Origin of the sequence: Isoptericola nanjingensis, from assembly GCF_050311635.1 — a bacterium.
GTDB classification, from domain to species: Bacteria; Actinomycetota; Actinomycetes; order Actinomycetales; family Cellulomonadaceae; genus Isoptericola; species Isoptericola nanjingensis.
Genome location: NZ_JBNOZL010000003.1, coordinates 557,759 through 584,178 on the forward strand (window position 1 = coordinate 557,759; position 26,420 = coordinate 584,178).

Sequence of the window (26,420 nt, forward strand, 5' to 3'; positions counted from 1 at the left end):
ACCTTGCCACATCGGCCCAGGTCAGGGGAACGCCCCCACACTTCACCCGGGGGCCCGGGGCACCGACCGTCATCGCCGGCGCGCGGGCGTCTCTCTCCTCTCGGCACCGTCCACCGAAGGAGAGTCCCCGATGTCCAGCTCCGCTCCCGTCGCCCCCGACCGCGACCTCGACAGGGCCGCCGCCCTCGCGGCACAGCTCGACCCCGCGCTCGACGGCACCACGGCCCTGCCCGCCGACCCGGCCTACGACGCCGCGCTCCCCGGCTTCAACCTCGCGCTCGCCCACCGGCCGGCGCTCGTCGTGCGGGCTGCCTCGCCCGAGGACGTCGTCGCGACGGTCCGCGCCGCCGCGGGCCACGGGTTCGGCGTCGGAGTCCGCTCCACGGGCCACAGCGCCGCCGCGACCGGCGCCGGCGACGTCCTGCTCGACGTGTCCGCCCTCGACGCCCTCGTCGTCGACCCCGTCGCCCGCACCGCGACCGTCGGGCCCGGCGTCCACTGGCAGGCGGTGCTCACCGCCGGCGCGGACCACGGGCTGGGCGGGCTCTGCGGCTCGTCCCCCCAGGTCGGGGTGATCGGCTACACGCTCGGCGGCGGGCTCGGCCCCCTGGCGCGCACCTTCGGCTTCGCCGCCGACCACGTCCGCGCGATCGACGTGGTCACCCCGGCCGGCGACCTCGTCACGGCGACGCCGACGCAGCACGAAGAGCTCTTCTGGGCGCTGCGCGGCGGCGGGGGCGCGTTCGGGGTCGTCGTCGGGATGACGTTCGACCTCTTCCCCCTGTCCACCGTGCGCGCGGGCACGCTCTGGTTCGACGTCGACGACGCGCACGCCGTGCTGCACCGGTGGCGCGAGCACACGACGACGCTGGCCGACGACGTCTCGACGTCCGTCGCACGCCTGAACCTGCCGCCCCTGCCCGACGTGCCCGAGCCGCTGCGCGGGCGCGCGGTGCTCGTGGTGCGCTACGTCCGGCACGGGCACCTCGCGGCGCCCGACCCCCTGGTCGACGACCTGAGGCAGGTCGCCGTGCCGATCCTCGACACGGTCGGAGACCTGCCGTACGCGCAGATCGGGGCGGTGCACGCCGACCCGGACGACCCGATGCCGTTCGTCGAGCGTGGCGGGCTGCTGCGCGAGCTGACCGAGGACGCGGTCGACGCGTTCCTCGGGGCCGTGCCGCCCGACTCCCCCGTCCTCGCGGCCGAGATCCGGCTCCTCGGCGGCGCCGTGGCCGGGCCGCCCGCCGTGGCCAACGCCGTCGGCGGGCGCGACGCCGCCTGCACCCTGTTCACCGGGGCGCTCGGCAGCCCGGTCGGGCCGCCCGACGTCGCCGACCGCCTCCAGGCGGTGCACGACGCGCTGGCGCCCTGGACCACCGGCGGCTCGCTGCTCAACTTCGCCGGCCCGCGGGACGACGTCTCCGCCGCCCTGGTGCGCGAGGCGTACGGCCCGGCGACCTACGACCGGCTCCTGGCGCTGCGCCGCCGGCTGGACCCCGCCGGCACCCTCGCCCCGTCGTCGCGCTGGTCCGTCGCCGCCGACATCGCCGCCGACGTCGCGCCCTGACGGCTGGCCCACTGCTCGACGAGCCGCGCGGACGCACGAGAGCCCCGGTACCGACGGGTACCAGGGCTCTCGTGACGACGTGCTCCTGAGGCGGATCAGTCCAGGTAGTCGCGCAGCACCTGGGACCGCGACGGGTGCCGCAGCTTCGACATCGTCTTGGACTCGATCTGGCGGATCCGCTCACGGGTGACCCCGTAGACCTTGCCGATCTCGTCCAGCGTCTTGGGCTGCCCGTCCTGCAGGCCGAAGCGCATGGAGACGACGCCCGCCTCGCGCTCCGACAGGGTGTCGAGCACCTGGTGCAGCTGCTCCTGGAGCAGCGTGAAGCTCACGGCGTCCGCCGGGACGACGGCCTCGGAGTCCTCGATGAGGTCACCGAACTCGCTGTCGCCGTCCTCGCCCAGCGGGGTGTGCAGCGAGATGGGCTCGCGCCCGTACTTCTGGACCTCGACCACCTTCTCGGGGGTCATGTCCAGCTCCTTGGCGAGCTCCTCCGGGGTGGGCTCGCGACCCAGGTCCTGGAGCATCTGCCGCTGCACGCGGGCCAGCTTGTTGATGACCTCGACCATGTGCACCGGGATGCGGATGGTACGGGCCTGGTCGGCCATGGCGCGGGTGATGGCCTGCCGGATCCACCAGGTGGCGTACGTCGAGAACTTGTAGCCCTTGGTGTAGTCGAACTTCTCGACGGCGCGGATCAGACCGAGGTTGCCCTCCTGGATCAGGTCCAGGAACAGCATGCCGCGGCCGGTGTAGCGCTTGGCGAGGGAGACGACGAGGCGCAGGTTCGCCTCCAGCAGGTGGTTCTTGGCGCGCTTGCCGTCGTGCGCGATCCACCGCAGGTCGCGGTACATCCGGCGCTCGTCGGCGCTCGCCTTCGTCTTGTCGTAGGCGGCGTAGTCCTGGGACAGGCGCTCCTCCGCGAACAGGCCGGCCTCGATGCGCTTCGCGAGCTCGACCTCCTGCTCGGCGTTCAGCAGCGCGACCTTGCCGATCTGCTTGAGGTAGTCCTTGACGGGGTCGGCGGTCGCGCCGGCCGTGACGACCTGCTGCGCGGGCTGGTCGTCGTCGTCGGTGTCCGAGACGACGAAGCCGGTCTCCTCGTCCTCGCCCTTACCCTTGCCGGCCGCGGGCTTGGCACCCTTCGCGGCGGCCTCGTTCTCCTGCTCGTCGTCGGCGTCGGTCGCGTCGTCGAGCTCGACGTCCTCGACGTCGTCGGCTGCGGGCTCGTCCTTCGACGCCGCCTTGCGGCCACGCGTCGGCTTCGCCCCCTTGGCCGCTGTCTTGGTGCCGGCGGCCTTGGTCGCGGGCTTCTTCGCGGACGTCGCCTCGGCCGGCTCGTCGTCCGTCGACGCGGCGGACTTCACGGCGGAGGTCGTCACGGTCGAGGTCTTCACCGCGCCCGCGGAGCGCGCCGCCGGCGCCTTCGCGCGCGTGGTGGTGCCCCGGCTCGAGCTGGCGGCGGCGACCTTGGTGGCCGTGGGCACACCGATCTCCACCCCGGCGGTCGCGAAGGCGCGCAGGACCGCCTTCAGACGCTTGGGGTCCGCCACCGCGGCGTTCTCGCAGGCAGCGCGGAAGCTCTCGGCGTCGACCCGGCCGTCGGCGGTGCCTCGAGCGAGCAGCCCCTGCAGGGCAGGGTGCTCGAACTCGCGGGGAAGTGCAGGGTTCTGCGCAGTGGACGCCACAAACCGACCTTTCGGCATTCGAGGGGACGGTGCACCGCCGTCAAGGCCTCCGACTCGGACTGTCGTGGCTCAGGCGGACACCTCTATTGTACCGGCGACATCCGCGACGGAAGGGCACCACGGGCTCCTGCGCCCAGTCCCGTACCCACGTCGTCCGTTCCCCGGTGCTGGCTCAACGTCCGGGGAGTCGCGAAGATTCCCGACGGCAGAGGCGGAACGACGGTCGAAACCCCGGGCGGCACGGTGGGGCCGGGCCTCGCACGCCCGCGCGCAGGACCGCCCGAGGACGGTCGCGAGCGTCACATCGCACGACGCGTGGACCGCGCGCGTCGCCGCGCGTGTCGTCACGGCTTCACCGCCAGGACCGGACAGGGCGCTTCGAGGAGGATGCGCTGCGCGCCGGACCCGAGGATCAGCTTCCCCACCGGGCTGCGTCGTCGGAGACCCACGACGATGAGCTCGGCGGCCACCTCCTGCGCCGTGCGCACGAGATCCTCGGCGAGGTCCCCCGTGCCGACCACCACCGAGTAGGCGAGCCCCGAGGAGGCGAGGTCGTCCTCGACCGCCTGCCTCTCGGGCCCGCCGTCGTCCCGGGTGACGACGACCGTGAGCGGGACGGACCGCTCCTGCGCCTCGCGCTTCGCTGCGGCGAGTGCCGCCTGTCCCTCGGCCGTGCTCAGGAGTCCGACGACGATCGCCATGGGGGCACGCTACCCGACCGTCGGCCCGGCCACATCGGTCGCCCCGGCGAGATCCTCCGCAGCCGGCCCTCGCGCCGCGCTCACCCACCCGGGCGGGACCGCCGCCTCCAGCACCCCGGCCACGAGCGCGGCCAGTCGGTAGCTCGGGTCCTGCCGCGCGGACTCTCGCACGCGCCGGGCCGCGAGCCACCCGTCGCCCCGCCACCAGGCCAGGAAGCCCAGGAGCGCGAGGGGCGGCGCGTGCCACCGCCGCGGCGCGCCGCCCACCAGCTGCTCCAGCACGAGCCGGGCCGCGTCGGCGGTCGCCCCGTCGGGAGGCACCCCGACCCGCGGGTCCACCACCCGGGCGATCGCCCGGGCCGTGCCCGACTCCACGTCGCGCGGGACGTCGACGTCCCCGCCCGCCCGGACCGTCCGGTCCGCCGCCTCTCGCGCGCCCGGCACCAGGGACAGCAGCACGGCGTCCCGGACCCGGACGTCCGCGAGCGCCACCGCCAGGCGACCGAGACGTGCCGGGGGCAGCTCGACGTCGCCGGCCGGACAGGTGCGCAGCTCCGCGGCCGCCTGTCGCACCAGGTCGCACCAGACGCCGTAGGCCTCGGTGCGCCAGCGACCCGGCCCGTCAGGTGCCGTCGCACGGGGCGTCGCACGGGCCGGCTCACGAGACGCCGCACCGGTGGCGTCACCTGCCGCCGCACGCGCCCGCTCCGCACGTCCCGCCGCCTTGGCGACTCGGTCACGCACGCCCGCCGGCAGCGCACGGACCCGGTACGCCTCCTGCTCCGAGCGGGCGATCGCCCGCCCCGCGACCACGAACGCCGCCCCCACCTCGCCGTGCTCGAGCTCGCTCGTGGGTCGTCCTCCCGCCGGACAGCACGCGGGGTCCGTGCAGTCGAGGCCGCGATAGCCGTCCGGGCCGACGAGCCAGGTCTCCACGTCGACCGTCGGGCCCAGGGACTCCTCCAGCGCCCCGACCGCGGCCGCCTCCCACGCCCGGACCCGGTCCGGCGGTGACGCGGTGTAGAGCACGACGAGCGCCAGGCGGGCCCCGACCCGGGCGGCCGCCCGGGCGACGACGGCCGCGCTTCCCGTCGTCCCGGCGCCCGCCTCGTCCCCGGGGGCGCCGACGGGTCCGTCGAGGCCGGGCAGGCCGGTCCGTGCGACGAGGCCGACCCGGCCCTCGTCGGTGACCGCGACGACGACCACGCACTCCCGCGGGCGGAACCCCAGCAGGTACGGCACGGCCGCGAGAAGGTCGCGGGACGAGCGGAGCACGAGCGGGGTGTCGAAGGCGGTGCCAGGCTCCCCGGCGTGGTCGGTGGCGTATGCGGCGTCCATGGGTCCGATCCCAGGGCACGACCGCGGGCCCCGGCGCCGCGGGCCGCCCCGCTGTGGACGGCACCCCGCTGGGGGCAGGCTCCGTGGCCTGCGCCGCCGTGCGACGTCCGCGGCGTCCCCCTCGTCCGGGACGTGCGAGCGAGGTGCCGCGGGCCGCTACGGTAGGCGCCGTGCCCTCGCTCCCCCGCGCCCCGCGCCGCCGCGCCCGGTCGCGTCGCGCGCCCGCGGCCAGGGCACGCGGCGTGGGCGCCGTGGCGCTCACCGCGCTCCTCGCGCTGTCCGGCTGCGGTCTGCTCGGCGGCGGAGGGGCCCCGGACGACGACGTCTCCGCGACCGGCGAGAACGGGTCCGGCGTCGGCGTGCGTGGCGCCACGGAGACCCCTAGCGCGGAGCCGGGGACGGGCGGCGCGTCCGCCCTGCCGACGTTCGACCCCGACACGACGGTCGGCGGGTACGCCGACGGCTTCCCCGAGAAGCTGCTCGGGGCGCCCGAGGACGCGACGGTGCTCGCCAGCTCGGCCACCCCGGGCGAGGGCGGCCTCACCGACGTCACCCTCAACCTCGCCACGCAGCGCGGCACGCAGGACGTCATCGACCAGCTCGCCGAGCGGTTGCGCAAGGCCGGCTTCGAGGAGTCCGGCACGTCGAGCCTCTCCGGCCTCACCGCGCAGACGGTGTTCGGCCGCGAGAGCACGCCCCGGGGAAAGAAGAAGGACGCGGGCCCGGTCGTGGAGTCCGTCACCCTCGGCGTGCTCGACGACGGCGAGCGCCGCCTCGTGACGGTCAGCGGCTCCGTCGTCGTCGGCTGACGGACCTGCTGACGGACCTGCTGACCGGCCCCGCCCCCGTCGGGACCGCCCGGCCGGGCGCATAGGCTGTCGGCATGCCCACCGCCGCGTCGCTGGTCGACCTCGAGAACCTCCGCACCGACGTCGACACCAGGGTCGAGGAGCACCTCGACGCCCTCGCCCGGGAGGTCGCCTCGATCGGCGACGCGGCGACCGCGCTGACCGACCAGGCGGCCGTGCTGCTCCGCGGGGGCAAGCGCCTGCGGGCGGCGTTCTGCTACTGGTCCTACCGGGCCCACGGCGGCGCCGCGTCCGGCCCCGAGCGGGACGCGGTGGTGCGGGCCGGGGCGGCGCTCGAGCTGTTCCAGGCCGCCGCCCTGCTGCACGACGACGTCATGGACGCCTCGGACACGCGGCGTGGCGAGCCCACCGCGCACCGGGCCTTCGAGGCACGGCACGCCGCGGCCGGCTGGGCGGGATCGGCCGAGCGGTTCGGCACGTCCGCCGCGATCCTGCTCGGCGACCTGTGCCTCGTCGCGTGCCAGCGCGAGATCGCCGCTGCCGTCGCCGACCTGCCGACGGAGCGCGCGGCCGCGGCCCGCGCGCTGTTCGACGCCATGCAGACCGAGGTCGTCGTGGGCCAGTACCTCGACGTCCTCGTGCAGGCCGAGCCGTGGGGCCTGGACCCCGCGGCCGACGAGGAGCGCGCCCGGGACGTCCTGCGCGCGAAGTCGGCGCGCTACTCGGTCGAGCGCCCGCTCGTGCTCGGCGCGGTCCTCGCGGGGGCGTCGCCCGCGCACGTGGCCGCCGTCTCGGACGCCGGGCTGCCGCTCGGGGAGGCGTTCCAGCTCCGCGACGACGTGCTGGGCGTGTTCGGCGACCCGTCGGTGACGGGCAAGCCCGCCGGCGACGACCTGCGCGAGGGCAAGCGCACCGTGCTGGTGGCCCGCACGCTCGCGGCCGCGGGCGCGAGCGACCGCGACCTCGTCGTCGCGCGCCTCGGCGACCCCGACCTGGACGGCGCCACCGTCGAGAGGCTGCGCGGGGTCATCGCCGGCTCGGGGGCGCTCGACGGCGTCGAGGCCCTCATCGACACGCTCGCGGACGGCGCCCTGGACGCGCTGTCCGCGGCAGGGCTCGCCGAGCCCGCCCGCGAGGTCCTCCTGGACCTGGCGCGGGCCGCCGTCGACCGGGCGGCCTGACCCGCCGGCCGTCCCTCCGACCGGAGGGAACGGGCGTCAGAGCAGCGCCTGGGCCACCCGGCGCACCTCGGCGCGACGACCGGCGCGCAGCTCCCCGATCGGGGTGGCGCCGATCGACGGCTCGGTCTCGAACAGCCAGCGCAGGATGGCGGCGTCGTCCAGCCCGACGTCCGAGAGCACCAGCACGGTGCCGCGCAGCGTGTGCAGCACGTGGGGCGCCCCGTCGTCGGTCACGAGGAACGCGGCAGGCACCTGGAACGTGTTCCGGTCGCCCCGCTTGACCCCGACGAGGGTCCGCTCCGAGACCAGCCCGCGCACCTTGGACACCTGGGTCCCGAGGACCTCCGCCACGTCGGGCAGGGTGAGCCACGCGTCCACGAGGGACTCCAGGGCGGCGCGGTCGTCGGTGCGGTCGTCGGTGCTGTCGGGGACGGGGGCGCCGGGCTCCGGCGCGGTGGTGTCGCTCACCGGGCCAGCCTACGGGCCTGCCGAACCGGGCGCCCCTACACTCGTCGCGTGGCCATCACGACGACCGACCCGATGCTCGGCCGCCTGGTCGACGGGCGGTACGAGATCGTCGCGCGCGTCGCCCGAGGGGGCATGGCCACCGTGTACCGGGCCACCGACCGGCGGCTCGACCGCGAGGTCGCCGTCAAGGTGATGCACCCGCACCTCGCGGACGGGGTGGACGGCGCCGCCTTCGTGTCCCGGTTCCGCCGCGAGGCGCGCGCCGCCGCCCGGCTCACCCACCCCGGCGTCGTGGCGGTCTACGACCAGGGCGTCGACGGCGACACCAGCTATCTCGCGATGGAGTACGTGCCGGGCACCAACCTGCGTCGAGAGCTGCACACGTCCGGCGCCCTCACCCTGGACCGGGCCCTCGACGTCGTGGCGCAGGTCCTCGCGGCCCTCGCCGCGGCGCACCGCAAGGGCCTGGTCCACCGGGACGTCAAGCCGGAGAACGTGCTCGTCGTCGGCGACGACGCCGTCCCTGGCGGCACCGCCCAGGTCGACGCCCCGGGCGGCACACCGCCGGGGACGCGGGTCAAGGTCGCCGACTTCGGCCTCGCCCGCGCGGTCACCGAGGTGACCACCACCACCACCGGCACCGTCCTGGGCACGGTCGCGTACCTGGCGCCCGAGGTGATCACCAGCGGCACCTGCGACGCCCGCACCGACGTCTACGCGGTCGGGGTGCTCGCGTACGAGCTCGTCACCGGCACCCTGCCGTATGCGGGCGAGACGCCGATCCAGGTCGCCTTCCACCACGTGCACGAGGACCTCCCGGCCCCGTCCGCGCTCGTGGACTGGCTGCCCGCCGAGGTCGACGCGCTCGTCGCGTCCTTCGCGGCCCGGGACGCCGAGCGGCGCCCGCCCGACGCGGGCGCCGCCCTCGCCGCCGTCGAAGCGCTGCGGTCGTCGCTCGACACCGACGTGCTCGCGCGCCGCGCGGAACGGCCCGCCGACGGCCCCTCCGACGCCGGCGGCCCGAGCGGGACCGGCGGTGCGCCGCACGACGACGAGGACGACGGGCGCACGGGGACGGACGCCGTCGACGAGATCCCGACGGCGTTCTTCCAGGAGGTGTCGGCGAGCGCGCCGGCGCAGCCCACGGACCGGCTCGTCGAGCAGCCCACCGAGGCGTACCGGCGCCCCTCCCGCCGTCGCCGCGCGGTCGCGTGGACCCTCACCCTGGTGCTCGTCCTGGCCGGCGGCGGGCTGGGCACGTGGTGGTGGTTCGCGGACGGTCCCGGGGCGTGGACCTCGGTGCCGACCGGCATCGCCGGAGTCGCTGCCGACGACGCCCGCGCCGTCCTCGAGGACGCCGGGCTCGGCACGACGACGAGCCGCGCCTTCGACGACGACGTCCCGGAGGGCTCGGTCGTGACGAGCGTGCCCGCGCCCGGCGACCGGGTGCGCACCGACGGCTCCGTGGAGCTGGTCGTGTCCCGCGGCGTGCAGATGCTCACGGTGCCCGACGACCTGGTCGGCGCCGCCGACAAGGACGCCACCGCGGCGCTGGAGGACGCCGGCTTCACGGTCGGCGACCCCGCCCGGTCGTACGACGACGAGGCCGCCCGGGGCCAGGTGCTCGACGTGTCGGTGGACGAGGGCTCGCGCCAGCGGCACGACACCGTCGTGACGCTCACCGTCTCCGACGGCCCCGCCCCCGTGCAGGTGCCGCAGGAGGTGGGCAAGGAGAAGGACGCGGCCGTCACCGACCTCGAGGGTCTGGGGCTCGTCGTCGAGCTGGCCGACCCGGAGTACTCCGAGGACGTCCCGAAGGGTCACGTGCTGGCGCAGGACCCGAAGGAGGGGGCCACCGCGCACCGCACCGACACCGTGACGCTGACGATCTCGCAGGGGCCGCCCCTGGTCGAGGTGCCGAACGTGGTGGGCAAGCACACCGAGCCTGCCCGCAAGGCGCTGGAGAAGGCCGGCTTCGTGGTCAAGGAGAACACCTACCTCGGCGGCATCCTCGACACCGTCCGGTTCCAGGACCCCACCGGCAGGGCGCCGAAGGGCAGCACGGTGACCGTCACCGTCTGGTGAGCGTCACCAGCTCGTCAGCATCTCCGCGACGCGGAACGCCATCTCGAGCGACTGCTGGTGGTTGAGACGCGGGTCGACCAGCGTCTCGTACCGCAGCGCCAGCCCGGCGTCGTCGATCTCCTCGCTGCCGCCCAGCACCTCGGTGACGTCGTCGCCCGTAAGCTCCATGTGCAGCCCGCCGGGCACGGTGCCGAGGGCGCGATGCACCTCGAAGAAGCCCGTGACCTCGTCCAGCACGTCGGTGAACCGGCGCGTCTTGTAGCCGCTGTCGGAGGTGATCGTGTTGCCGTGCATCGGGTCGGTCACCCAGGTGACGGCCGCGCCCGCGGCGGTGACCTTCTCGACGACCTCGGGCAGCACGTCGCGCACCTTGCCCGCGCCCATCCGGGTGACGAACGTGAGCCGGCCGGGGGTGTTTCCCGGGTTGAGCCGCGCCGCCAGCGCCAGGGCGTCGTCAGCCGACGTCGTCGGGCCGAGCTTGACGCCGACGGGGTTGGCGACGCGCGAGAGGAACTCCACGTGCGCGCCGTCGAGCTGACGGGTGCGCTCGCCGATCCACAGGAAGTGGGCCGACGTCGCGTAGGCCTCGCCGGTCCGGGCGTCGACGCGGGTCAGCGCCCGCTCGTAGTCGAGGATGAGCGCCTCGTGGCTGAGGTAGAACTCCACTGAGCGCAGGGCGTCGAAGTCCGCCCCGCAGGCCTCCATGAAGCGGATCGCGCGATCGATCTCCGCCGCGGTGCGCTCGTACCGCGCGTAGGCGGGGTTGCGCATGAACCCACGGTTCCACTCGTGCACCCGGCGCAGGTCGGCGTGGCCGCCCTGGGTGAAGGCCCGCACGACGTTCGCCGTCGCCGACGAGATCCGGTACGCCTGCTCGAGGCGCACCGGGTCGGGCGTGCGCGACTCCGTGGTGAACTCGTGCCCGTTGACCATGTCGCCGCGGTAGGCGGGCAGCGTCACGCCGTCGCGGGTCTCGAGGTCGGACGAGCGCGGCTTGGCGTACTGCCCCGCGAGCCGCCCCATCTTCACCACGGGCGTGCTCGCGCCGTGGGTGAGCACCACCGCCATCTGCAGGATGGTGCGCACCTTGTTGCGGATGCGGGTCGCGTTCGCGTCCGCGAACGTCTCCGCGCAGTCCCCGCCCTGCAGCAGGAACGCCTCGCCGCGGCCCGCCGCGGCGAGACGTTCCGTGAGCAGCCGGGCCTCGGCCGGCACCACGAGGGGCGCCGCGTGGGAGAGCCGGCCCGCCACCGCCGCGAGCGCCTCGGCGTCCGGCCACACGGGCTGCTGGCGCGCCTCGAGGGTCCGGAACCGGTCCAGGCCCTCGGGGTCGCTCCCGGGCACCACGGTGTCGACGGCGGTGGTCATGCGGGCTGCTCCTGCCTCTGGCTCGGTGGTCGGCGGGTCGCCGTCGTCAGTGCGCGGCGGGCTTCGCGGGCACCAGCGGCTGGCCGATGCCCTCGAGGATCTCGCCGAACCACGGCTGGCTGACGTCGAACGCCTTGCCGCCGGCGATGCGCGGGAACGCGATCGCCTTGAGGCGGTCGCCGTCCTCCTCGTCGTGGCCGATGACGCCGGCCTCGCCGCGCAGCGCGCACTCGACGGCGAGGTCCGTCATCGACTTGATGAGGCGCAGGTCCTCGGCGTTCGCGGCCGCGGCGCGCGAGTAGTAGCCCGACTTCTGGACCATGACCTTCTCGGCGCCCAGCTTCTCCGCGAACTGCTTCGCGAACCACTGGCCGGGGTTGATGGTGTCGAGCTTGACGTGCCCGAACGGGTCGCGCGGCACCTCCTCGCCGGCGGCCTCGAGCTGCTGCACGATCTCGTTCATCCCCGCGCCCTCGGACAGGAAGATGTTGACGTTGCCGATCTCGTCCATGACGGCGCGCAGGCGCGCCGCCTCGGCGTCGATGTCGATCTCCAGCTCGGGCAGGAAGACGGCGTGCACGTCCCAGCGCTCGCGCGTCAGGCCGAGGGCCGGGGCCCACTCCTGGGCGTCGAGCCACGAGCGGTACTCCTTCGCGGTGGCCGCCGTGAGCCAGCCGCAGTGCCGGCCCATGACCTCGTGCACGATGAGCATGCGCGGACCGGAGCGGTGCTCGCCGATGACGTTCGCGGCGAAGCCCGCGGCCTCCTCGGCGGCGGTCCAGGCGCCGAGCGACTGCTTGATCGGCACCACGTCGTTGTCGATCGTCTTGGGCAGGCCCACGACGGTGAGCTCGTAGCCGTTGTCGTGCAGGTACGCGGCGAGGTCGGCGGCCGTGGTGTTCGTGTCGTCGCCACCGATGGTGTGCAGCACGTCCACGCCGTCGGCCTTGAGCTGCTCGGCCGCGACCTCCAGCGGGTTCTGACCCTCCTGCACGAGGCCGCGCTTGACGCAGTCCGCGGCGTTGGTCAGCTTGACGCGCGAGTTGCCGATGGGCGAGCCGCCGAAGCGGTGCAGGATGCCGGCCTGCTTGCGGCCCTCCTCGTCGACCACGATCTTCGTGCCCGTGAGGAGCCCGTGGTAGCCGTACTGGTAGGCGATGATCTCGATCGACGGGTCGAGCTCCGTGTAGCGCTCGATGAGGCCGCCGACGGCGGAGGACAGGCAGGGCGCGAAGCCGCCGGCGGTCAGGAGAGCCACGCGACGAACCGACATGACAGGGGTTACCTCTCGGTGGGGGACGGACAGCGACTCCATCCTAGGAGCACCTCCTCGTGCCGGTCCCGGCCGTCCGCCGGGCGAACGCGCCGTGCGCGGCGGCGCCCGGCCGTGCGATGATGTCGGGCGAGCCTCCCCGCCGTCCGGCGCCGGGAGGCTCTTGCGTATGACGACTCCTGCACCCTTCCCCGACCCGTCCGCCCACCTCGCCGGCGCGCCGGTCCGAGTCCGCCGCGCCACGCCGGAGGACCGCGCGCTCCTCGAACGGCTGTGGCTGCTCTTCCGCCACGACATGTCCGCCGTCTCGGGCGAGCTGCCGGGGCCCGACGGCCGGTTCCGCGACGACCGGCTCCGCACCGCCCTCGACGAGATCGACCGCGACGCGCGGGCGGACGAGGACGGGACGGGCCGTCGTGCCGCGACCTGGCGCGGCTACCTGGCCATGGTCCCCGACGGGGCACGGGGCCGCTCGGACGAGCGGCCGGTGGCGTTCGCCCTGGTCCGGGGGCTCGACGCGCCGGCCCGCGTGCTCTCGGCGTTCTTCGTCGCGCGCGCCGCCCGCCAGCGCGGCGTCGGGCGCGAGGTCGCGGCGGCGGTGCTGCGCGACGTGCCGGGCCCGTGGGAGATCGCGTACCAGGACGCCAACGCCGGCGCCGCGTCGTTCTGGCCGCGCGTCGCGACCGACGTCGCGGGCGACGGGTGGTCGGTCACGCACCGTCCGGTGCCCGGCCGGCCCGAGGTCCCGCCGGACGCCTGGCTGAGCCTCGTCGTGGGCCAGGTGCCCGGGTAGCCGGTCAGGAGCCGGCGGCGGGCTCCTCCGGCGGCTGCTGCTGGGCCGCCGCGAGGCGCGCCTTCATCGTGGCCGCGTAGACGTCGACGTACTCCTGCTCGGACAGCCGCAGGATGGCGTACATGATCTCGTCGGTCACGGAGCGCAGCACGAACCGGTCGCCCTCCATCCCGCGGTAGCGGCTGAAGTCGAGAGGCTCGCCGAAGACCATCCCGATCGGCATCGGCTTGGGGACCGACCGCCCGAGCGGCTGCGCGACGTCGGTGCCCACCATCGCGACGGGGATCACGGGGGCGCCGGATTCCAGCGCCAGTCGGGCGACGCCGGTCTTGCCGCGGTACAGCCGCCCGTCGGGGCTGCGGGTGCCCTCCGGGTAGATGCCGAACAGGTCGCCGTCGTCCAGCACCCGCAGCCCCGTGTTGAGCGCGGCCTCGCTGGCCTTGCCGCCCGAGCGGTCCACCGGGATCGTCCCGACCCCACGCATGAAGCCGGCCACGAGGCGACCGCGGACGCCTCCGCCGGTAAAGTAGTCCGACTTGCCCAGGAACTGGACCTGGCGGTCGAGGACGAGCGGCAGCACGAACGAGTCGATGACGGCGAGGTGGTTGCTCGCGAGGATCGCCGGACCGGAGGTCGGGACGTTCTCGACGCCCTTCGTCCAGGGGCGGAACGCCAGCCGGAGCCACGGCCCCACCAGCACGTTCTTCATCACCCAGTAGAACAACTGTCCTCCTCGCCCAGTCCCGGCAGCCCCCGGTCAGCGGACCGCCGTCGACGGGCCGTGGCGCCGGCGGGCGGACCGTCGACGCGTTGCTTCGCCCACGACAATAGAGTGAACCCATGCCCGCACCGAACCCGGACGCCGATCCGGACCTGCCGGACGACGACCTGCCCGACGACGCCGTCGAGGCGCGGTGGGCCGACATCGTCGCCCAGCTCGGGCCGCTCGACGAGCCCGACGACGCCGACCGGGCGGACGAGCCTGCGGGCGGCACCACGGGCGACACCGCGAGCGAGCCCGCGGCCGACCCGCGCCGCGAGGACACCGCGCCGCCGCCCGGTCGGGTGGTGAGCCCCGGTCCCCGCGACTGGCCCGTCACGCCCGAGATCGAGGATCTCGAAGAGACGGAGTCTCACTTCACGCCGCCGGAGCCGGAACCGGTGCTCTCCCGCGACCCGCTCCTCACCCTCGCGTGGGCGGTGGTCGTCGGGGTGCCGGTGCTCGTCGTGCTCGGCGTCGTCCTGCGCTCGGCCGTCCCGGCCCTGCGCATCCCGGGATGGTCCGGCCCTGTCGCCGGCGTCCTGTTCCTCGTCGCGCTGGGCATCCTCGTCTGGCGGATGCCGCACCGCCGCGACCCGGACGACCACAGCACGGGCGCCGTCGTCTGACCGGCCCGTGCGGGGCCAGGCCTGGCGACGGGGCCGGGCGACGGGCGGATCAGCGCCGTGCGAGGTCGGCGGCGCCGATGATGCCCGCCTCGTTGCCGTGCTCGGCGAGCTCGATCTGCGCCACCGGGCGGTGCCCGAGGGCCGACAGCTGCGCCTCGTAGGCCTTGCGCACGGGCAGGAGCAGCAGGTCGCCGGCCGCGCCGACGCCTCCTCCGATGACGATGAGCTCGGGGTCCAGCAGCGCGGCGACGGACGCCGAGCCCTCGCCGATCCACCGGCCGAGCGTCGCCAGCAGCTCGACCGCGAGCTCGTCGCCCTCCTGTGCCGCCTGCGTGACGTGCGGGCCCTCGAGCGCCGACACGTCGCCGCCGGCGAGCTCGACCAGCCGCGTCGCCCGCTCCGGCTGGGCGATCACGGCCTGCTTCGCGTCGCGCACCAGGGCCGTGCCGGACGCGTACTGCTCCCAGCAGCCCTCGTGCCCGCAGCCGCAGTAGTGGCCGCCCGGGACGACCCGCATGTGCCCCACCTCGGCCGCGACACCCCACTTGCCGCGCACGAGCTCTCGGTCCACCACGATCGCGCCGCCGAGCCCGGTGCCGACCGTCAGCATGAGCATGTCGGTGGCCTCGCGGGCGGCACCGAAGCGGAACTCCGCCCAGCCCGCGGCGTTCGCGTCGTTCTCGACGACCACGGGGACGTCGACGTCCAGCAGCGCCTCGATCCGCTCGGCGAGCGGGTACTCGCGCCAGGCGATGTTCGGGGCGAAGAGCACGGACCGGCGGTCGGGGCTCACGAAGCCGGCGGCGGCCAGGCCGATGGCGCCGACCTCGTGCTCCTTGGCCAGCTCGGCGCACGCGTCCGCGATGGCCCGGTCGATGGAGGCGACGTCGTCGGCGACCGTCTCGCGCCGCACCTTCGCGAGGATCTTGCCCGCCTCGTCCACCACACCCACGGCAATCTTCGTGCCGCCGATGTCGACTCCGATGGCGTGCATGCGGGAACCTCGCGTTCATGTGTCGGGACGCCGCGTCCGTACGGCGCATCACCCGGTCGCCGTCGCGGCGCGGGGGCGCGCGGTGCGCGCAGGGACAAGACTAGCCACCGCGACCGAGGGGTGCGACGCTCGTCCACCACCGGGACGTCACCGCGACGTCACCGGTGGTCACGGACCGTCACCGAACCGTGTCCTGGACCACGCGTGAGACCCGGTATCGTGGCGGCCGGGGAACGCACCCCTGGCCAATGCATGAGCATGGACGATGGAGTCAGCATGGACGAGATCACCATTCCGCAGGCGGTCGAGCTGCCTGCCACGTCGAACCTCAACGACCTCCTCGCCACCCGCGTGGCGAGCGACCCGCGCGCCACGCTCGCCGAGCGTCCCTCCGGCGACGGCTGGCAGCCGGTCTCGGCCGCACAGTTCGACGCCGAGGTGGTGGCCGTCGCGAAGGGGCTGGTCGCCCGGGGCGTCCAGCCCGGCGACCCCGTCGGCATCATGTCGCACACGCGCTACGAGTGGACGCTGCTCGACTTCGCCGCCTGGGCGGCGGGCGCGGTCCCGGTGCCGATCTACGAGACGTCCTCCGCCGAGCAGGTGGAGTGGATCCTCACCGACTCCGGCATCACGCTGCTCGTCGTCGAGGACTCCGGCCTCGCCGCCACCGTCGCGGAGGTCTCCGACCGGGCCCCGGCCCTGCGCGAGGTCCTCGAGATCGAGGACGGCGCGATCGCCAAGCTGACGGCCGCGGGCGCCGACGTCGCCGACGACGAGATCGCCCGCCGCCGCGGGATCGCCGATCTCGCCGACGTCGCGACGATCATCTACACCTCCGGCACGACCGGGACCCCCAAGGGTGCCGAGATCACCCACGGCAACCTCGCGCTGCTCGGCGTGAACGCCGTCGCCGCCGTGCCCGACGTCTTCAAGGACGGCGGGCGCACCCTGCTCTTCCTGCCCCTGGCGCACGTCTTCGCGCGCTACATCGAGATCCTCGCGATCGCGAGCGGCACCGTGCTCGGCCACTGGGCCGACCTCAAGACGGTCACCGCCGGCCTGGAGGCCTTCCGGCCCACCTACATCCTCGCGGTGCCGCGGGTCTTCGAGAAGGTCTACAACGCCGCGGAGCAGAAGGCCGCCGCCGGGGGCAAGCTGAAGATCTTCCACTGGGCGGCCGCGACCGGCATCGCCTACTCGCGCGCGCTCGACACGCCGTCGGGCCCGTCGCTGTGGCTCCGCCTCCAGCACAAGGTCGCCGACACCCTCGTGTTCTCGAAGCTGCGCGCCGTGCTCGGCGGGCAGGCCCAGTACGCCGTCTCCGGGGGCGGCCCCCTCGGCGAGCGGCTCGGGCACTTCTTCCGCGGTCTCGGGGTCACCATCCTCGAGGGCTACGGGCTCACCGAGACCACCGCGCCGACCAGCGTGAACCGCCCCGACGCCATCAAGATCGGTTCGGTCGGGCCCCAGCTGCCCGGCTGCGGGGTCAAGATCGCCTCGGACGGCGAGGTCCTGCTGCGCGGCATCCAGGTGTTCCGCGGGTACCACAACAACCCGGAGGCGACCGCCGAGGCGTTCGCCGACGGCTGGTTCCGCAGCGGCGACCTCGGCACGCTCGACGACGACGGGTTCCTCACGATCACGGGCCGCAAGAAGGAGATCATCGTGACGGCCGGGGGCAAGAACGTCGCCCCGGCGCTCCTCGAGGACCGTATCCGGGCGCACGCCCTCGTGAGCCAGTGCGTCGTCGTCGGCGACAACCGCCCCTTCATCGGCGCGCTGATCACTCTCGACGCCGAGGGCCTGCCCGGCTGGCTCAAGATGCACGGCAAGCCCGAGATGACGCCCGCGCAGGCGGCGACCGACCCGGAGGTGCTGGCCGCGCTCGACGCCGCCGTCACCCGCGCCAACCAGGCGGTCTCGAAGGCCGAGTCGATCCGCAAGTTCGCCGTGCTGCCGGGCGACCTCACGGTCGAGAACGGCTATCTCACGCCCAAGCAGAGCGTGCGCCGCCACGTCTTCGTCAAGGACTTCGCCGCCGAGATCGACGAGCTGTACGTCGACACCCGGCAGAAGTCCGCGAGCTGACCCGGCACCGCCCGCACGGACCCGAGCCCGCCGAGACCACCGTCTCGGCGAGCTCGCCCGTCCCCACCCCCGACTGTCGGAGGCCGCCGCTACGGTCCCGGCATGCCGAGCACCACCCCGCACCCGACGCGCACGACCGCGCTCCAGCCCTCGTTCGAGGACCTCGGCACCTCCCTGCGGGACGTCACCTTCGTCGTGGTCGACCTCGAGACGACCGGGGGGCGAGCCGCCGACGGCGGCATCACGGAGATCGGCGCGGTCAAGGTGCGCGGCGGAGAGGTGCTGGGCGAGCTGCAGTCGCTCGTCAACCCGGGCCACCCGGTGCCGGCCTTCGTCGCCCGGCTCACGGGCATCACGACGTCCATGGTCGCCACGGCTCCCCCGGTCGAGCTCGTCCTGCCGAGCTTCCTGGAGTTCGCGCGCGACGCCGTGCTCGTCGCGCACAACGCGCCGTACGACGTCGGCTTCCTGCGGGCCGCCTGCGACAGGCTCGGCTACGACTGGCCGGGGTTCCGGGTGGTGGACACCGTCCCCCTCGCGCGTCGCGTCGTCACCCGCGACGAGGCGCCGAACCACAAGCTGTCCACCCTGGCCGCGCTCTTCCGTGCGCGGGTGACGCCCGAGCACCGCGCCCTGGCGGACGCGCGGGCGACCGTCGACGTGCTGCACGCGCTCCTGGAGCGGCTGGCGCCCCTCGGCATCACCCACCTGGAGGATCTCGCCGGCGCCGCCGACCCCGTCCCGCCCGACGTGCGCCGCAAGCGCACCCTCGCCGACGGCCTGCCCGAGGCCCCGGGCGTCTACCTCTTCCGCGGCCCCGGGGACGAGGTCCTGTACGTCGGGACGTCCACGAACCTCCGCAAGCGGGTGCGGTCCTACTTCACGGCTGCCGAGAAGCGCGGTCGGATCACCGAGATGGTGCGGATCGCGCACGCCGTCACGCCCGTGGTCTGCGCGACGCCGCTCGAGGCGTCGGTGCGCGAGCTGCGCCTCATCGCCGAGCACGCGCCGCGGTACAACCGGCGCTCGAAGCACCCCGAGCGCCAGGCGTGGGTGCGTCTCACGGACGAGGCCTACCCCCGGTTGTCGGTGGTGCGCGAGGTGCGGGCCGGGACCCCGCACATCGGCCCGTTCACGTCCCGGCAGGCCGCGCTGGCCGCCGTCGAGGCGGTCCACGACGCCCTGCCGCTGCGCCAGTGCGCGGCACGGCTCCCCCGGGTCGCGCGGACGGCCGGCAGCCCGTGCGCCCTCGCGGGGATGGGCCGCTGCTCCGCGCCGTGCACGGCGACCGGCACACCCGACGAGGGGTACGACGCCGTCGCGGACGCGGCACGCACGGCGCTCACGTCCGACCCCTCGGTCGTCGTCGACGTCCTCGCCGCGCGGGTGGGCCGGCTCGCGGCCCAGGAACGCTTCGAGGAGGCGGGGACGGTGACCCACCGGCTCCGGGCGTTCGTCCAGGGCGCGGCGCGTGCCCAGCGCCTGGACCCCGTCGCCCGGTGCGCGGAGCTCGTCGCCGCGCGGCCCACCCCCGCGGGCGGCTGGGAGCTCGTCGTCGTGAAGCACGCGCGGCTCTCCGCGACCGCCGTCACCGGACCCGACGAGGACCCGTTGCCCGTCGTCGACGCCCTGCGCGCGACGGCGGAGGCCGTCACCCCGCCCGTGGCTCCCGCTCCCGCGTGCCATCCCGAGGAGGCAGCCCTCGTGCTGGCCTGGCTGGACGAGCCGGGGGTCCGGCTGGTGCACGTGAGCGACCCCTGGACGTGCCCCGTGCGCTCCGCCGCCGCGCACGCCGACCTCGGCGCGGTCTCGACGACCGTCGCGGGTCTGTGGGCCGCGCCGGGCGAGGGCGACGAGACCGCCGGGCGCCTCGCGGCCCCGCCGCCGGTGGCTACGATGACGGCATGCTGACCGCGATCGTGCTCATCGACACCGAGGCCGACCAGATCCCCGAGGTCGCCACCAAGGTCACCGACCTCAAGGGAGTCAGCGAGGTCTACTCCGTCACCGGCAAGGCCGACCTGGTCGCCATGGTCCGGGTACGCGAGCACGAGGAGCTGGCCGACGTCATCGCCGACGGGATCAGCAAGGTCCCGGGCGTCGTGCGCACCGAGACCCTGATCGCCTTCCGCACCTACTCGAACGTCGACCTCGAGCAGGCGTTCGCGATCGGCCTCGACGACTGACGCCGCCCCGGGCGGGCGGCCGGACACGTGCTCGCGCGCGAAGGATCGGCCGCCCGCCGTGCACCTCCGGTCAGTCCTGCGTCGCGGCCGCCCAGCGCTCCAGCACGCGGGCGGCAGCGCCGTCGTCGATGCTGCGCGCGGCGTGGCCGATACCGGCCGCCAGCCGTTCCACGAGCGTGCCGGCGTCCGTGCCGGGCAGGCTGCCGTCCGCCACGAGGGCGGCCGCCGCGTTGAGCAGCACCGTCTCCCGCACCGGGCCCTGGTCGACCCCCGTGAGGACGTCGCGTGCCACGCCGGCGTTGTGGTGCGCGTCGGCGCCGCGCAGGTCGGCGACGTCGATGCGCCGCAGCCCGAGCTCGGCGGCGGCGTCGAGGCGCGCCTCGGTGACCTGACCGTCGCGGACCTCCCAGACGGTCGAGCCGCCGGTCGCAGCGAGCTCGTCCAGGCCGTCGTCGCCACGGAACACGAGCGCCCGCGTCCCCCGCGCGGCGAAGACACCCGCCACCAGCGGCGCCATCCGGGGGTCCGCGACCCCGACAGCCGTGGCCCGCGGCTGCGCCGGGTTCGTCAGCGGACCGAGGAAGTTGAACGCGGTCGCGACGCCGAGCTCCTTCCGCGCCACGCCGGCGTGCCGGAACGACGGGTGGAAGACCATCGCGAAGCAGAAGGTGATGCCGACCTGCTCGGCCAGCTCGGCGACGCGCTCGGGTCCGTGGTCGAGCCGCACACCCAGCGCCTCGAGGACGTCGGCCGAACCGGACGAGGAGGACGCGGCGCGGTTGCCGTGCTTGACCACCTTGACGCCCGTGCCGGCCACGACGACCGCCGCCATGGTCGAGATGTTCACCGTGTGCGCGCGGTCGCCGCCGCTGCCGACGATGTCCACGCTCGGCCCCGGGACGGTGAACCGGCGGGCGTGCGCGAGCATCGTGTCCGCGAGCCCCGTCAGCTCCTCGACCGTCTCGCCCTTGGCCCGCAGCGCCACCAGGAAGGCCGCGAGCCGGGCCGGCGACACCTCGCCCGACATGACCGCGTCCATGGCCCAGGCGGTGTCCTGCGAGCTCAGGTCGTGGCCGGCGATGAGCTCGGTGAGCAGCCCGGGCCACGTCTGCTCGGGCGACGTCTGCTCGGGCTGCGCGGGCACGGGGCGGTCGTTCGTGGGCACCAGGTTCCTCCGGTTCGGTGGTCGCGCGGTCCGGACGCACCTGGCTCGACCCTCACGGGTCCGTCGGTCAGGCCGTCGCGGCGAGCTGGCCGGCCACGGCGCGCTGCAGCTCGATCGCGTCGAGCGGCCTCGGCACCACGGCGTCGGCGAGCGACCACGATGCTAGCCATCCGTCGTCGGGCCTGCCGGTGAGGACCACGACGGGCGGGCAGCGGTACACCTCGTTCTTGAGCTGACGGCACAGTCCCATGCCACCGGACTTGTCCGCCTCACCGTCCAGCACGAGCAGGTCCCACCCGCCGCGGTCGGCCGCGGCGATGAGTGCCGCAGGCGTCGCGACCTCCGCCCACGCGATCTCCGGGGCATGGGCGCGCAGACGGGGCCCGACGGCGGTCCTCACGTGGGCGCGGACGGTCCGGTCGTCGCTGTAGAGCAGGATGCGCGGCCCGCGGGCCGCCGGGGCGATCGCTCCGGTCGAGCGGGTCGGGATGGTCGTCGTCGGGTCCGTCTGGTCCGTCTGATCCGTCAACTTTCTGGCTCCCCTTCGCGGACGTGCACGGCTTCAGGCACGGGCACGACGTCCGGCAGCTGTACCGCGACCGTCGGACGTCGACGTTTGCTGGCATCGTGGCACACTCGCGTCACCTCGGGCAGGTGCCGAACGTGGTCTTTTACTGGCACTCTCCACGGATCCGTCACCTCGTAGTAGCAGAGTGGCGAGTTTCCGCAGATTCTGTGCACATCGACTTTCCGCCAGACCCGCCCGAGTGGCTCGAACAGGCCGTATGTCGGCCATAATGGCTGACGTGTCGACCGCAACGGCTGCTGCCCCCCATGCCCACCAGCACGTGAGCGTCAACCGTCCGAACCCCGTGTCGGTCGGGACGATCGTCTGGCTCGCGAGCGAGCTCATGTTCTTCGCCGGCCTCTTCGCGATGTACTTCACCGTCCGGTCGGTGATGCCCGAGGCGGAGTGGGCCGCTCAGGCGGACAAGCTCAACATCACCTTCTCGACGATCAACACCACCGTGCTGGTGCTGTCGTCGGTCACCTGCCAGATGGGCGTGTGGGCCGCCGAGCGGTTCAAGCCGGTGCGCTCCGGCTCCCTGCTGCAGGTGAGCAAGTGGGGCATGCACGAGTGGATGACCCTCACCTACCTCATGGGCGCGTTCTTCATCGGCGGCCAGATCTTCGAGTACACCGAGCTGGTGCACGAGGGCCTGACCATCTCCTCCAGCCCGTACGGCTCGGTCTTCTACCTGACCACCGGATTCCACGGCCTCCACGTGCTGGGCGGCCTCATCGCCTTCCTGTTCCTGCTGGGGCGCTCCTTCGCCGCCAAGAACTTCGGCCACCACGAGGCCACCACCGCGATCGTCACGTCCTACTACTGGCACTTCGTCGACGTGGTGTGGATCGCCCTCTTCGCCGTCATCTACCTCCTGCGCTGAACCCCCCGGCCGGCGTCGCCGCCGGCACTGACCCTGCACCTTCGATCTGCGAGACGAGGATCATTTCGTGAAGGCACTCGCCGCCCGCAGGCACCACCGGTTCGCGCCGGTCGTGCTGTTGCTGCTGGCGCTGCTGGTCACGGGCGGCGTCTACGCCGCCCTGGCCCCGAGCCCGGCCCAGGCCGACACCGCCAGCACCGCGGACATCGAGACCGGGAAGAAGCTCTTCCAGGCCAACTGCGCCACCTGCCACGGCCCGAACGCGGAAGGCACCACCGAGGCGCCGTCGCTCGTGGGCGTCGGTGCGGCCGCGGTCGACTTCCAGGTCTCCACCGGCCGGATGCCGATGCAGATGAACGGCCCCCAGGCCGAGGCCAAGCCCCGGCAGATGGACGAGGACCAGACCGCCGCGCTCGCCGCGTACGTCGCGTCCCTCGGCGCCGGCCCGGCCATCCCCACCGACGAGCAGGTGGACGGGAGCAAGGGCGACCCCGCCAACGGCATGGCCCTCTTCCGCACCAACTGCGCGATGTGCCACAACGCCGTCGGCGCCGGTGGCGCCCTCTCGGAGGGCAAGTTCGCGCCGCCGCTGTGGGACACCTCCGGCCGCAACGTGTACCAGGCCATGCTCACCGGCCCGCAGTCCATGCCGGTGTTCAACGACGCCAACATCACCCCCGACGAGAAGCGCGACATCATCGCGTTCCTCGACGAGCAGGACCAGGGCTCGGCCGGCGGCCTCACCCTGGGCTCGCTCGGTCCGGTCAGCGAGGGCCTGTGGGCCTGGATCATCGGCATCGGCCTGATCATCGGTGGCGCGGTGTGGATCGGAGCGAAGTCCTCGTGAGCGAGAACCAGAACCCCCAGGGCCCGTCCCGCGACGTGGCCCGGCACGACGGCGACGGCACGGCCGCCCGGACCGACCGCTTCGCGGACCCGGGCGTCCCCGCGCACCACCCGCGCCTCGCGGACACGGACCCGAAGGCGGCCAAGCGCAACGAGCGGATCATCGCGATCCTCTTCGCCATCTCGTGCCTCGGCACGATCGCCTCGATCGTGGCCTACTTCGCCGTGCGTCCCGACGGCACGACGCCCGGCGTGCGCCTCTCGACGGTGCTGCTCGGTGTCGCGATCGCGATCTCCCTGTTCGGCATCGGCTTCGCGGCCGTCCACTGGGCCAAGACCCTGATGTCCGGCAAGGAGTACGTCGAGGAGCGCCACTCGAGCAGCAGCTCGGAGGACGTCCGCGAGGTCGTCCAGCAGCAGTTCAAGGACGGGCTCGAGGACTCCGGCATCGCGCGCCGGCCCGTCCTCAAGGGCGCGGTCGTCTCCGCGCTCGCTCTCTTCCCGCTGACCATCGCCGTGCCGCTCGTCTCGAGCGTCGGCGGCACGTGGAACGTCAACTCCTTCCGGCACACCATCTGGAAGAAGGGCACGCGCCTCGCCTACGACCCGTCCGGCCGCCCGATCAAGGCGTCGGACCTGACGGTCGGCTCCGTCGCGCACGTCATCCCCGACGTGCCCGCCGAGGAGCGCGAGTCGCACGAGTGGATCACCGAGAAGTCGAAGGCCGTCGTGCTCCTGGTGCGCATGGACCCGCGCGACCACAAGCGCGACCACCGCGAGGGCGCCTCCTACGACGGCATCGTCGCGTACTCGAAGATCTGCACCCACGTCGGGTGCCCGGTCGCCCTGTACGAGCAGCAGACGCACCACCTGCTGTGCCCCTGCCACCAGTCGACGTTCGACATCTCCGACGGCTCCAAGGTGGTCTTCGGACCTGCCAAGCGCCCGCTGCCCCAGCTGCCCATCACCGTCGACGACGAGGGGTATCTTGTGGCTGAGGACGACTTCAACGAGCCCGTCGGCCCGAGCTACTGGGAGCGCCTGAAGTGAGCACCACGACAACTCCCCCCACCGCGGCGGAGCCGACCACCGTGATCGGCAAGTCCGCCGACTACCTCGACCAGCGGACCAAGGTCGGCGTGCTCGCGAAGCAGCTCGTCCGCAAGGTCTTCCCGGACCACTGGTCCTTCATGCTCGGCGAGATCGCGCTGTTCTCGTTCGTCGTGCTCCTCATCTCCGGCGTGTTCCTGGCGATGTTCTTCGACCCGTCGATGGCGCTCGTCACGCACCACGGCGCGCCGGCGACCATGGACGGCCAGCTCATGTCCACGGCCTTCTCCTCGACGCTGAACATGTCGTTCGAGGTGCGCGGCGGTCTGCTCATGCGGCAGATCCACCACTGGTCGGCGCTGATCTTCGTCGCCGGCATCGTGGTGCACATGATGCGCGTCTTCTTCACCGGCGCCTTCCGCAAGCCCCGCGAGCTCAACTGGCTCGTCGGCACGCTGCTGCTGATCTGCAGCCTCCTCGCCGGGTTCTCGGGCTACTCGCTCCCGGACGACGTGCTCTCCGGCAACGGCCTGCGCATCACCGACGGCGTCATCAAGTCGATCCCGATCATCGGGTCGTACCTCTCGTGGTTCGTCTTCGGCGGCGAGTTCCCGGGCGAGCACATCATCCCGCGCCTGTTCACGGTGCACATCCTGCTCGTGCCCGCGCTCATCCTGGCGCTGATCGGCGTGCACCTGTTCCTCATGGTGCTCAACAAGCACACCCAGTACCCGGGCGGCGGCCGCACCGACAAGAACGTGGTCGGCTACCCCGCGGTCCCGGCGTTCGCCACGAAGATGGGCGGCAACTTCTTCATCATCTTCGGCGTGCTGGCCCTCATGGGCGGCACGATGGCGATCAACAACGTCTGGAACTACGGCCCGTACGACCCGTCACCGGTGTCCGCGGGTGCCCAGCCGGACTGGTACATGCTGTTCCTCGAGGGATCGCTGCGTCTGATGCCCGGCCAGGCCGAGATCGTCACGTGGGGTGACTTCACGCTGTCGCTGAACATCCTGGTGCCGGCGGTCATCATCCCGGGCCTGCTGTTCACGTTCCTGTTCGTGTACCCGTTCCTCGAGGCGAAGGTGACAGGCGACCACCGCGAGCACCACGTGCTCGACCGCCCGCGCAATGTCCCGACCCGCACGGGCCTCGGCGTCGCGTTCCTCACGGCGTTCGTCATCCTGGCGCTGGCGGGGTCGAACGACCTCATCGCGACGCACTTCGCCCTGTCGATCAATACGATCACCTGGGTCTTCCGGGTCCTGTTCTTCGTCGGACCGGTCTTCGCCTTCTGGGTCACGAAGCGGATCTGCCTGGGCCTGCAGCGCAAGGACCGCGAGCTGGTGCTGCACGGGCACGAGACGGGTCGCATCGTGCGGTTCGCCAACGGCGAGTACATCGAGGTCCACCGCCCGCTCGACGAGCAGGAGCGCTGGCTGCGCGTCAACTACGAGGCGCGCCGGCCCCTGGAGATCGAGCCCGCGACCGACGCCCGTGGCGTCAAGCGCAAGGGCTACAAGAAGGACAAGCGCTGGCAGAAGCTGTCGCAGTTCTTCTACGAGGACCGGGTCGAGCCCGTGACCCCGGCCGAGCTGGCCGCGGCGCACGCCCACGGCGAGCACGACGAGCTCGAGCCCGCCCACGACACCCCCGAGCTCGTCTCGGGGTCTGGCAACGTCGAGCGGGAGCACTGAGTCTCCTGCAGGCTGGACCCATGGCCCGCGCTCCCCTCCCCCGATCCGTTGGGCGGGGTGCGCGGGCCGTCGTCGTCCCCGGCACGTGAGAGCGGCCGGGGACCAGCCGTCGACGACGTCCCCATCGCACGCCGGTACGACGTGCGGCACGCAACCGGAGGTATCTCAGCATGGCTGTCTACACGCTCCCTGACCTGCCCTACGACTACAGCGCCCTCGAGCCGCACATCAGCGGCAAGATCATGGAGCTGCACCACGACAAGCACCACGCGGCCTA

At 73.6% G+C, this 26,420-nt stretch carries 23 protein-coding genes and 1 pseudogene; 14 read left to right on the plus strand and 10 right to left on the minus strand.

What is annotated here, in order from left to right; all coding sequences use genetic code 11:
• Positions 1-130 precede the first annotated feature (130 nt).
• Positions 131-1,570, plus strand: coding sequence for an FAD-binding oxidoreductase (locus ACQP6G_RS08115; protein ID WP_429763760.1), 1,440 nt, complete (start codon positions 131-133; stop codon positions 1,568-1,570).
• 95 nt (positions 1,571-1,665) lie between these two features.
• On the opposite strand, the gene ACQP6G_RS08120 is transcribed toward ACQP6G_RS08115, so the two are convergent.
• The 3 genes from ACQP6G_RS08120 to ACQP6G_RS08130 form a co-directional block, all read right to left on the minus strand.
• Positions 1,666-3,258 carry an RNA polymerase sigma factor gene (locus tag ACQP6G_RS08120; protein ID WP_429763761.1) on the minus strand — a complete coding sequence of 531 codons (1,593 nt, stop codon included), beginning with the start codon at positions 3,256-3,258 and terminating at the stop codon, positions 1,666-1,668.
• A gap of 344 nt (positions 3,259-3,602) precedes the next feature.
• Complete coding sequence (locus tag ACQP6G_RS08125) at positions 3,603-3,959, minus strand: universal stress protein (protein ID WP_429763762.1); 357 nt, start codon at positions 3,957-3,959, stop codon at positions 3,603-3,605.
• A 9-nt stretch (positions 3,960-3,968) separates the two neighbouring features.
• The gene (locus tag ACQP6G_RS08130) at positions 3,969-5,297 is read right to left on the minus strand and encodes a DUF4192 domain-containing protein (RefSeq protein ID WP_429763763.1); all 1,329 of its coding nucleotides are present in this window, start codon (positions 5,295-5,297) and stop codon (positions 3,969-3,971) included.
• Between the two features lie 170 nt (positions 5,298-5,467).
• On the opposite strand from ACQP6G_RS08130, the gene ACQP6G_RS08135 reads away from it, so the two are divergent.
• Both ACQP6G_RS08135 and ACQP6G_RS08140 read left to right on the plus strand, forming a co-directional pair.
• The gene (locus ACQP6G_RS08135; protein ID WP_429763764.1) at positions 5,468-6,106 is read left to right on the plus strand and encodes a hypothetical protein; all 639 of its coding nucleotides are present in this window, start codon (positions 5,468-5,470) and stop codon (positions 6,104-6,106) included.
• Positions 6,107-6,180: 74 nt separating this feature from the next.
• Entirely contained in the window at positions 6,181-7,287 is a 1,107-nt protein-coding gene (locus ACQP6G_RS08140; protein WP_429763765.1) for a polyprenyl synthetase family protein, read from the plus strand.
• Positions 7,288-7,323: 36 nt separating this feature from the next.
• On the opposite strand, the gene ACQP6G_RS08145 is transcribed toward ACQP6G_RS08140, so the two are convergent.
• Entirely contained in the window at positions 7,324-7,755 is a 432-nt protein-coding gene (locus tag ACQP6G_RS08145; RefSeq protein ID WP_429763766.1) for an Rv2175c family DNA-binding protein, read from the minus strand.
• 48 nt (positions 7,756-7,803) lie between these two features.
• On the opposite strand from ACQP6G_RS08145, the gene ACQP6G_RS08150 reads away from it, so the two are divergent.
• Entirely contained in the window at positions 7,804-9,840 is a 2,037-nt protein-coding gene (locus ACQP6G_RS08150) for a Stk1 family PASTA domain-containing Ser/Thr kinase (protein ID WP_429763767.1), read from the plus strand.
• Positions 9,841-9,843: 3 nt separating this feature from the next.
• Here the strand turns inward: ACQP6G_RS08150 and ACQP6G_RS08155 are convergent, their stop codons facing one another.
• Positions 9,844-11,208: a class II 3-deoxy-7-phosphoheptulonate synthase gene (locus ACQP6G_RS08155; RefSeq protein WP_429763768.1), complete on the minus strand. Its 1,365-nt coding sequence runs from the start codon at positions 11,206-11,208 to the stop codon at positions 9,844-9,846.
• Between the two features lie 46 nt (positions 11,209-11,254).
• Positions 11,255-12,481: a pyrophosphate--fructose-6-phosphate 1-phosphotransferase gene (locus ACQP6G_RS08160; RefSeq protein ID WP_429763769.1), complete on the minus strand. Its 1,227-nt coding sequence runs from the start codon at positions 12,479-12,481 to the stop codon at positions 11,255-11,257.
• A gap of 169 nt (positions 12,482-12,650) precedes the next feature.
• Between ACQP6G_RS08160 and ACQP6G_RS08165 the strand changes: the two genes are divergently transcribed.
• Complete coding sequence (locus ACQP6G_RS08165) at positions 12,651-13,274, plus strand: GNAT family N-acetyltransferase (protein WP_429763770.1); 624 nt, start codon at positions 12,651-12,653, stop codon at positions 13,272-13,274.
• Positions 13,275-13,278: 4 nt separating this feature from the next.
• Here the strand turns inward: ACQP6G_RS08165 and ACQP6G_RS08170 are convergent, their stop codons facing one another.
• Positions 13,279-13,998, minus strand: coding sequence for a lysophospholipid acyltransferase family protein (locus ACQP6G_RS08170; protein ID WP_429763771.1), 720 nt, complete (start codon positions 13,996-13,998; stop codon positions 13,279-13,281).
• Positions 13,999-14,114: 116 nt separating this feature from the next.
• Between ACQP6G_RS08170 and ACQP6G_RS08175 the strand changes: the two genes are divergently transcribed.
• The gene (locus tag ACQP6G_RS08175) at positions 14,115-14,663 is read left to right on the plus strand and encodes a hypothetical protein (RefSeq protein ID WP_429763772.1); all 549 of its coding nucleotides are present in this window, start codon (positions 14,115-14,117) and stop codon (positions 14,661-14,663) included.
• A 49-nt stretch (positions 14,664-14,712) separates the two neighbouring features.
• Here the strand turns inward: ACQP6G_RS08175 and ACQP6G_RS08180 are convergent, their stop codons facing one another.
• The gene (locus ACQP6G_RS08180) at positions 14,713-15,657 is read right to left on the minus strand and encodes an ROK family glucokinase (protein ID WP_429763773.1); all 945 of its coding nucleotides are present in this window, start codon (positions 15,655-15,657) and stop codon (positions 14,713-14,715) included.
• 276 nt (positions 15,658-15,933) lie between these two features.
• On the opposite strand from ACQP6G_RS08180, the gene ACQP6G_RS08185 reads away from it, so the two are divergent.
• The 3 genes from ACQP6G_RS08185 (at position 15,934) to ACQP6G_RS08195 (ending at position 19,931) form a co-directional block, all read left to right on the plus strand.
• The gene (locus tag ACQP6G_RS08185) at positions 15,934-17,745 is read left to right on the plus strand and encodes an AMP-dependent synthetase/ligase (RefSeq protein WP_429763774.1); all 1,812 of its coding nucleotides are present in this window, start codon (positions 15,934-15,936) and stop codon (positions 17,743-17,745) included.
• Between the two features lie 102 nt (positions 17,746-17,847).
• Entirely contained in the window at positions 17,848-19,656 is a 1,809-nt protein-coding gene (locus ACQP6G_RS08190) for a DEDD exonuclease domain-containing protein (RefSeq protein ID WP_429763775.1), read from the plus strand.
• A complete protein-coding gene (locus ACQP6G_RS08195) occupies positions 19,650-19,931 on the plus strand; it encodes an Lrp/AsnC family transcriptional regulator (RefSeq protein ID WP_380245000.1) in 282 nt (93 codons plus the stop codon). The genes ACQP6G_RS08190 and ACQP6G_RS08195 overlap by 7 nt, the downstream gene beginning before the upstream one ends.
• 70 nt (positions 19,932-20,001) lie before the next feature.
• Here the strand turns inward: ACQP6G_RS08195 and trpD are convergent, their stop codons facing one another.
• Both trpD and ACQP6G_RS08205 read right to left on the minus strand, forming a co-directional pair.
• Entirely contained in the window at positions 20,002-21,096 is a 1,095-nt protein-coding gene (trpD, locus tag ACQP6G_RS08200) for an anthranilate phosphoribosyltransferase (RefSeq protein ID WP_429763776.1), read from the minus strand.
• Between the two features lie 67 nt (positions 21,097-21,163).
• A complete protein-coding gene (locus ACQP6G_RS08205; protein WP_429763803.1) occupies positions 21,164-21,586 on the minus strand; it encodes a response regulator in 423 nt (140 codons plus the stop codon).
• 307 nt (positions 21,587-21,893) lie between these two features.
• Here ACQP6G_RS08205 and ctaE point away from each other — a divergent pair, with 307 nt between their 5' ends.
• From ctaE to ACQP6G_RS08230, 5 genes and pseudogenes are all read left to right on the plus strand, one after another.
• On the plus strand, positions 21,894-22,547 hold the full coding sequence (gene ctaE, locus ACQP6G_RS08210; RefSeq protein ID WP_429763777.1) for an aa3-type cytochrome oxidase subunit III: 654 nt from the start codon (positions 21,894-21,896) through the stop codon (positions 22,545-22,547).
• Between the two features lie 67 nt (positions 22,548-22,614).
• Positions 22,615-23,394 carry a cytochrome bc1 complex diheme cytochrome c subunit gene (gene qcrC, locus ACQP6G_RS08215; protein ID WP_429763778.1) on the plus strand — a complete coding sequence of 260 codons (780 nt, stop codon included), beginning with the start codon at positions 22,615-22,617 and terminating at the stop codon, positions 23,392-23,394.
• A complete protein-coding gene (gene qcrA / locus ACQP6G_RS08220) occupies positions 23,391-24,443 on the plus strand; it encodes a cytochrome bc1 complex Rieske iron-sulfur subunit (protein ID WP_429763779.1) in 1,053 nt (350 codons plus the stop codon). The genes qcrC and qcrA overlap by 4 nt, the downstream gene beginning before the upstream one ends.
• Positions 24,440-26,143, plus strand: a complete 1,704-nt coding sequence (gene qcrB / locus ACQP6G_RS08225) for a cytochrome bc1 complex cytochrome b subunit (protein WP_429763780.1) — start codon at positions 24,440-24,442, stop codon at positions 26,141-26,143. The genes qcrA and qcrB overlap by 4 nt, the downstream gene beginning before the upstream one ends.
• Positions 26,144-26,313: 170 nt before the next feature.
• Positions 26,314-26,420: pseudogene (locus tag ACQP6G_RS08230) on the plus strand (superoxide dismutase); the annotation flags it as partial.

What these genes read in the sequence shown, in the direction of transcription:
- ACQP6G_RS08115 (WP_429763760.1), top strand. Translation starts at nt 131, where the DNA reads ATGTCCAGCTCCGCTCCCGTCGCCCCCGACCGCGACCTCGACAGGGCC.
- ACQP6G_RS08125 (WP_429763762.1), bottom strand. Translation starts at nt 3,959, where the DNA reads ATGGCGATCGTCGTCGGACTCCTGAGCACGGCCGAGGGACAGGCGGCA.
- ACQP6G_RS08130 (WP_429763763.1), bottom strand. Translation starts at nt 5,297, where the DNA reads ATGGACGCCGCATACGCCACCGACCACGCCGGGGAGCCTGGCACCGCC.
- ACQP6G_RS08140 (WP_429763765.1), top strand. Translation starts at nt 6,181, where the DNA reads ATGCCCACCGCCGCGTCGCTGGTCGACCTCGAGAACCTCCGCACCGAC.
- ACQP6G_RS08155 (WP_429763768.1), bottom strand. Translation starts at nt 11,208, where the DNA reads ATGACCACCGCCGTCGACACCGTGGTGCCCGGGAGCGACCCCGAGGGC.
- ACQP6G_RS08160 (WP_429763769.1), bottom strand. Translation starts at nt 12,481, where the DNA reads ATGTCGGTTCGTCGCGTGGCTCTCCTGACCGCCGGCGGCTTCGCGCCC.
- ACQP6G_RS08165 (WP_429763770.1), top strand. Translation starts at nt 12,651, where the DNA reads ATGACGACTCCTGCACCCTTCCCCGACCCGTCCGCCCACCTCGCCGGC.
- ACQP6G_RS08175 (WP_429763772.1), top strand. Translation starts at nt 14,115, where the DNA reads ATGCCCGCACCGAACCCGGACGCCGATCCGGACCTGCCGGACGACGAC.
- ACQP6G_RS08180 (WP_429763773.1), bottom strand. Translation starts at nt 15,657, where the DNA reads ATGCACGCCATCGGAGTCGACATCGGCGGCACGAAGATTGCCGTGGGT.
- ACQP6G_RS08185 (WP_429763774.1), top strand. Translation starts at nt 15,934, where the DNA reads ATGGACGAGATCACCATTCCGCAGGCGGTCGAGCTGCCTGCCACGTCG.
- ACQP6G_RS08190 (WP_429763775.1), top strand. Translation starts at nt 17,848, where the DNA reads ATGCCGAGCACCACCCCGCACCCGACGCGCACGACCGCGCTCCAGCCC.
- ACQP6G_RS08195 (WP_380245000.1), top strand. Translation starts at nt 19,650, where the DNA reads ATGCTGACCGCGATCGTGCTCATCGACACCGAGGCCGACCAGATCCCC.
- ctaE (WP_429763777.1), top strand. Translation starts at nt 21,894, where the DNA reads ATGGCTGACGTGTCGACCGCAACGGCTGCTGCCCCCCATGCCCACCAG.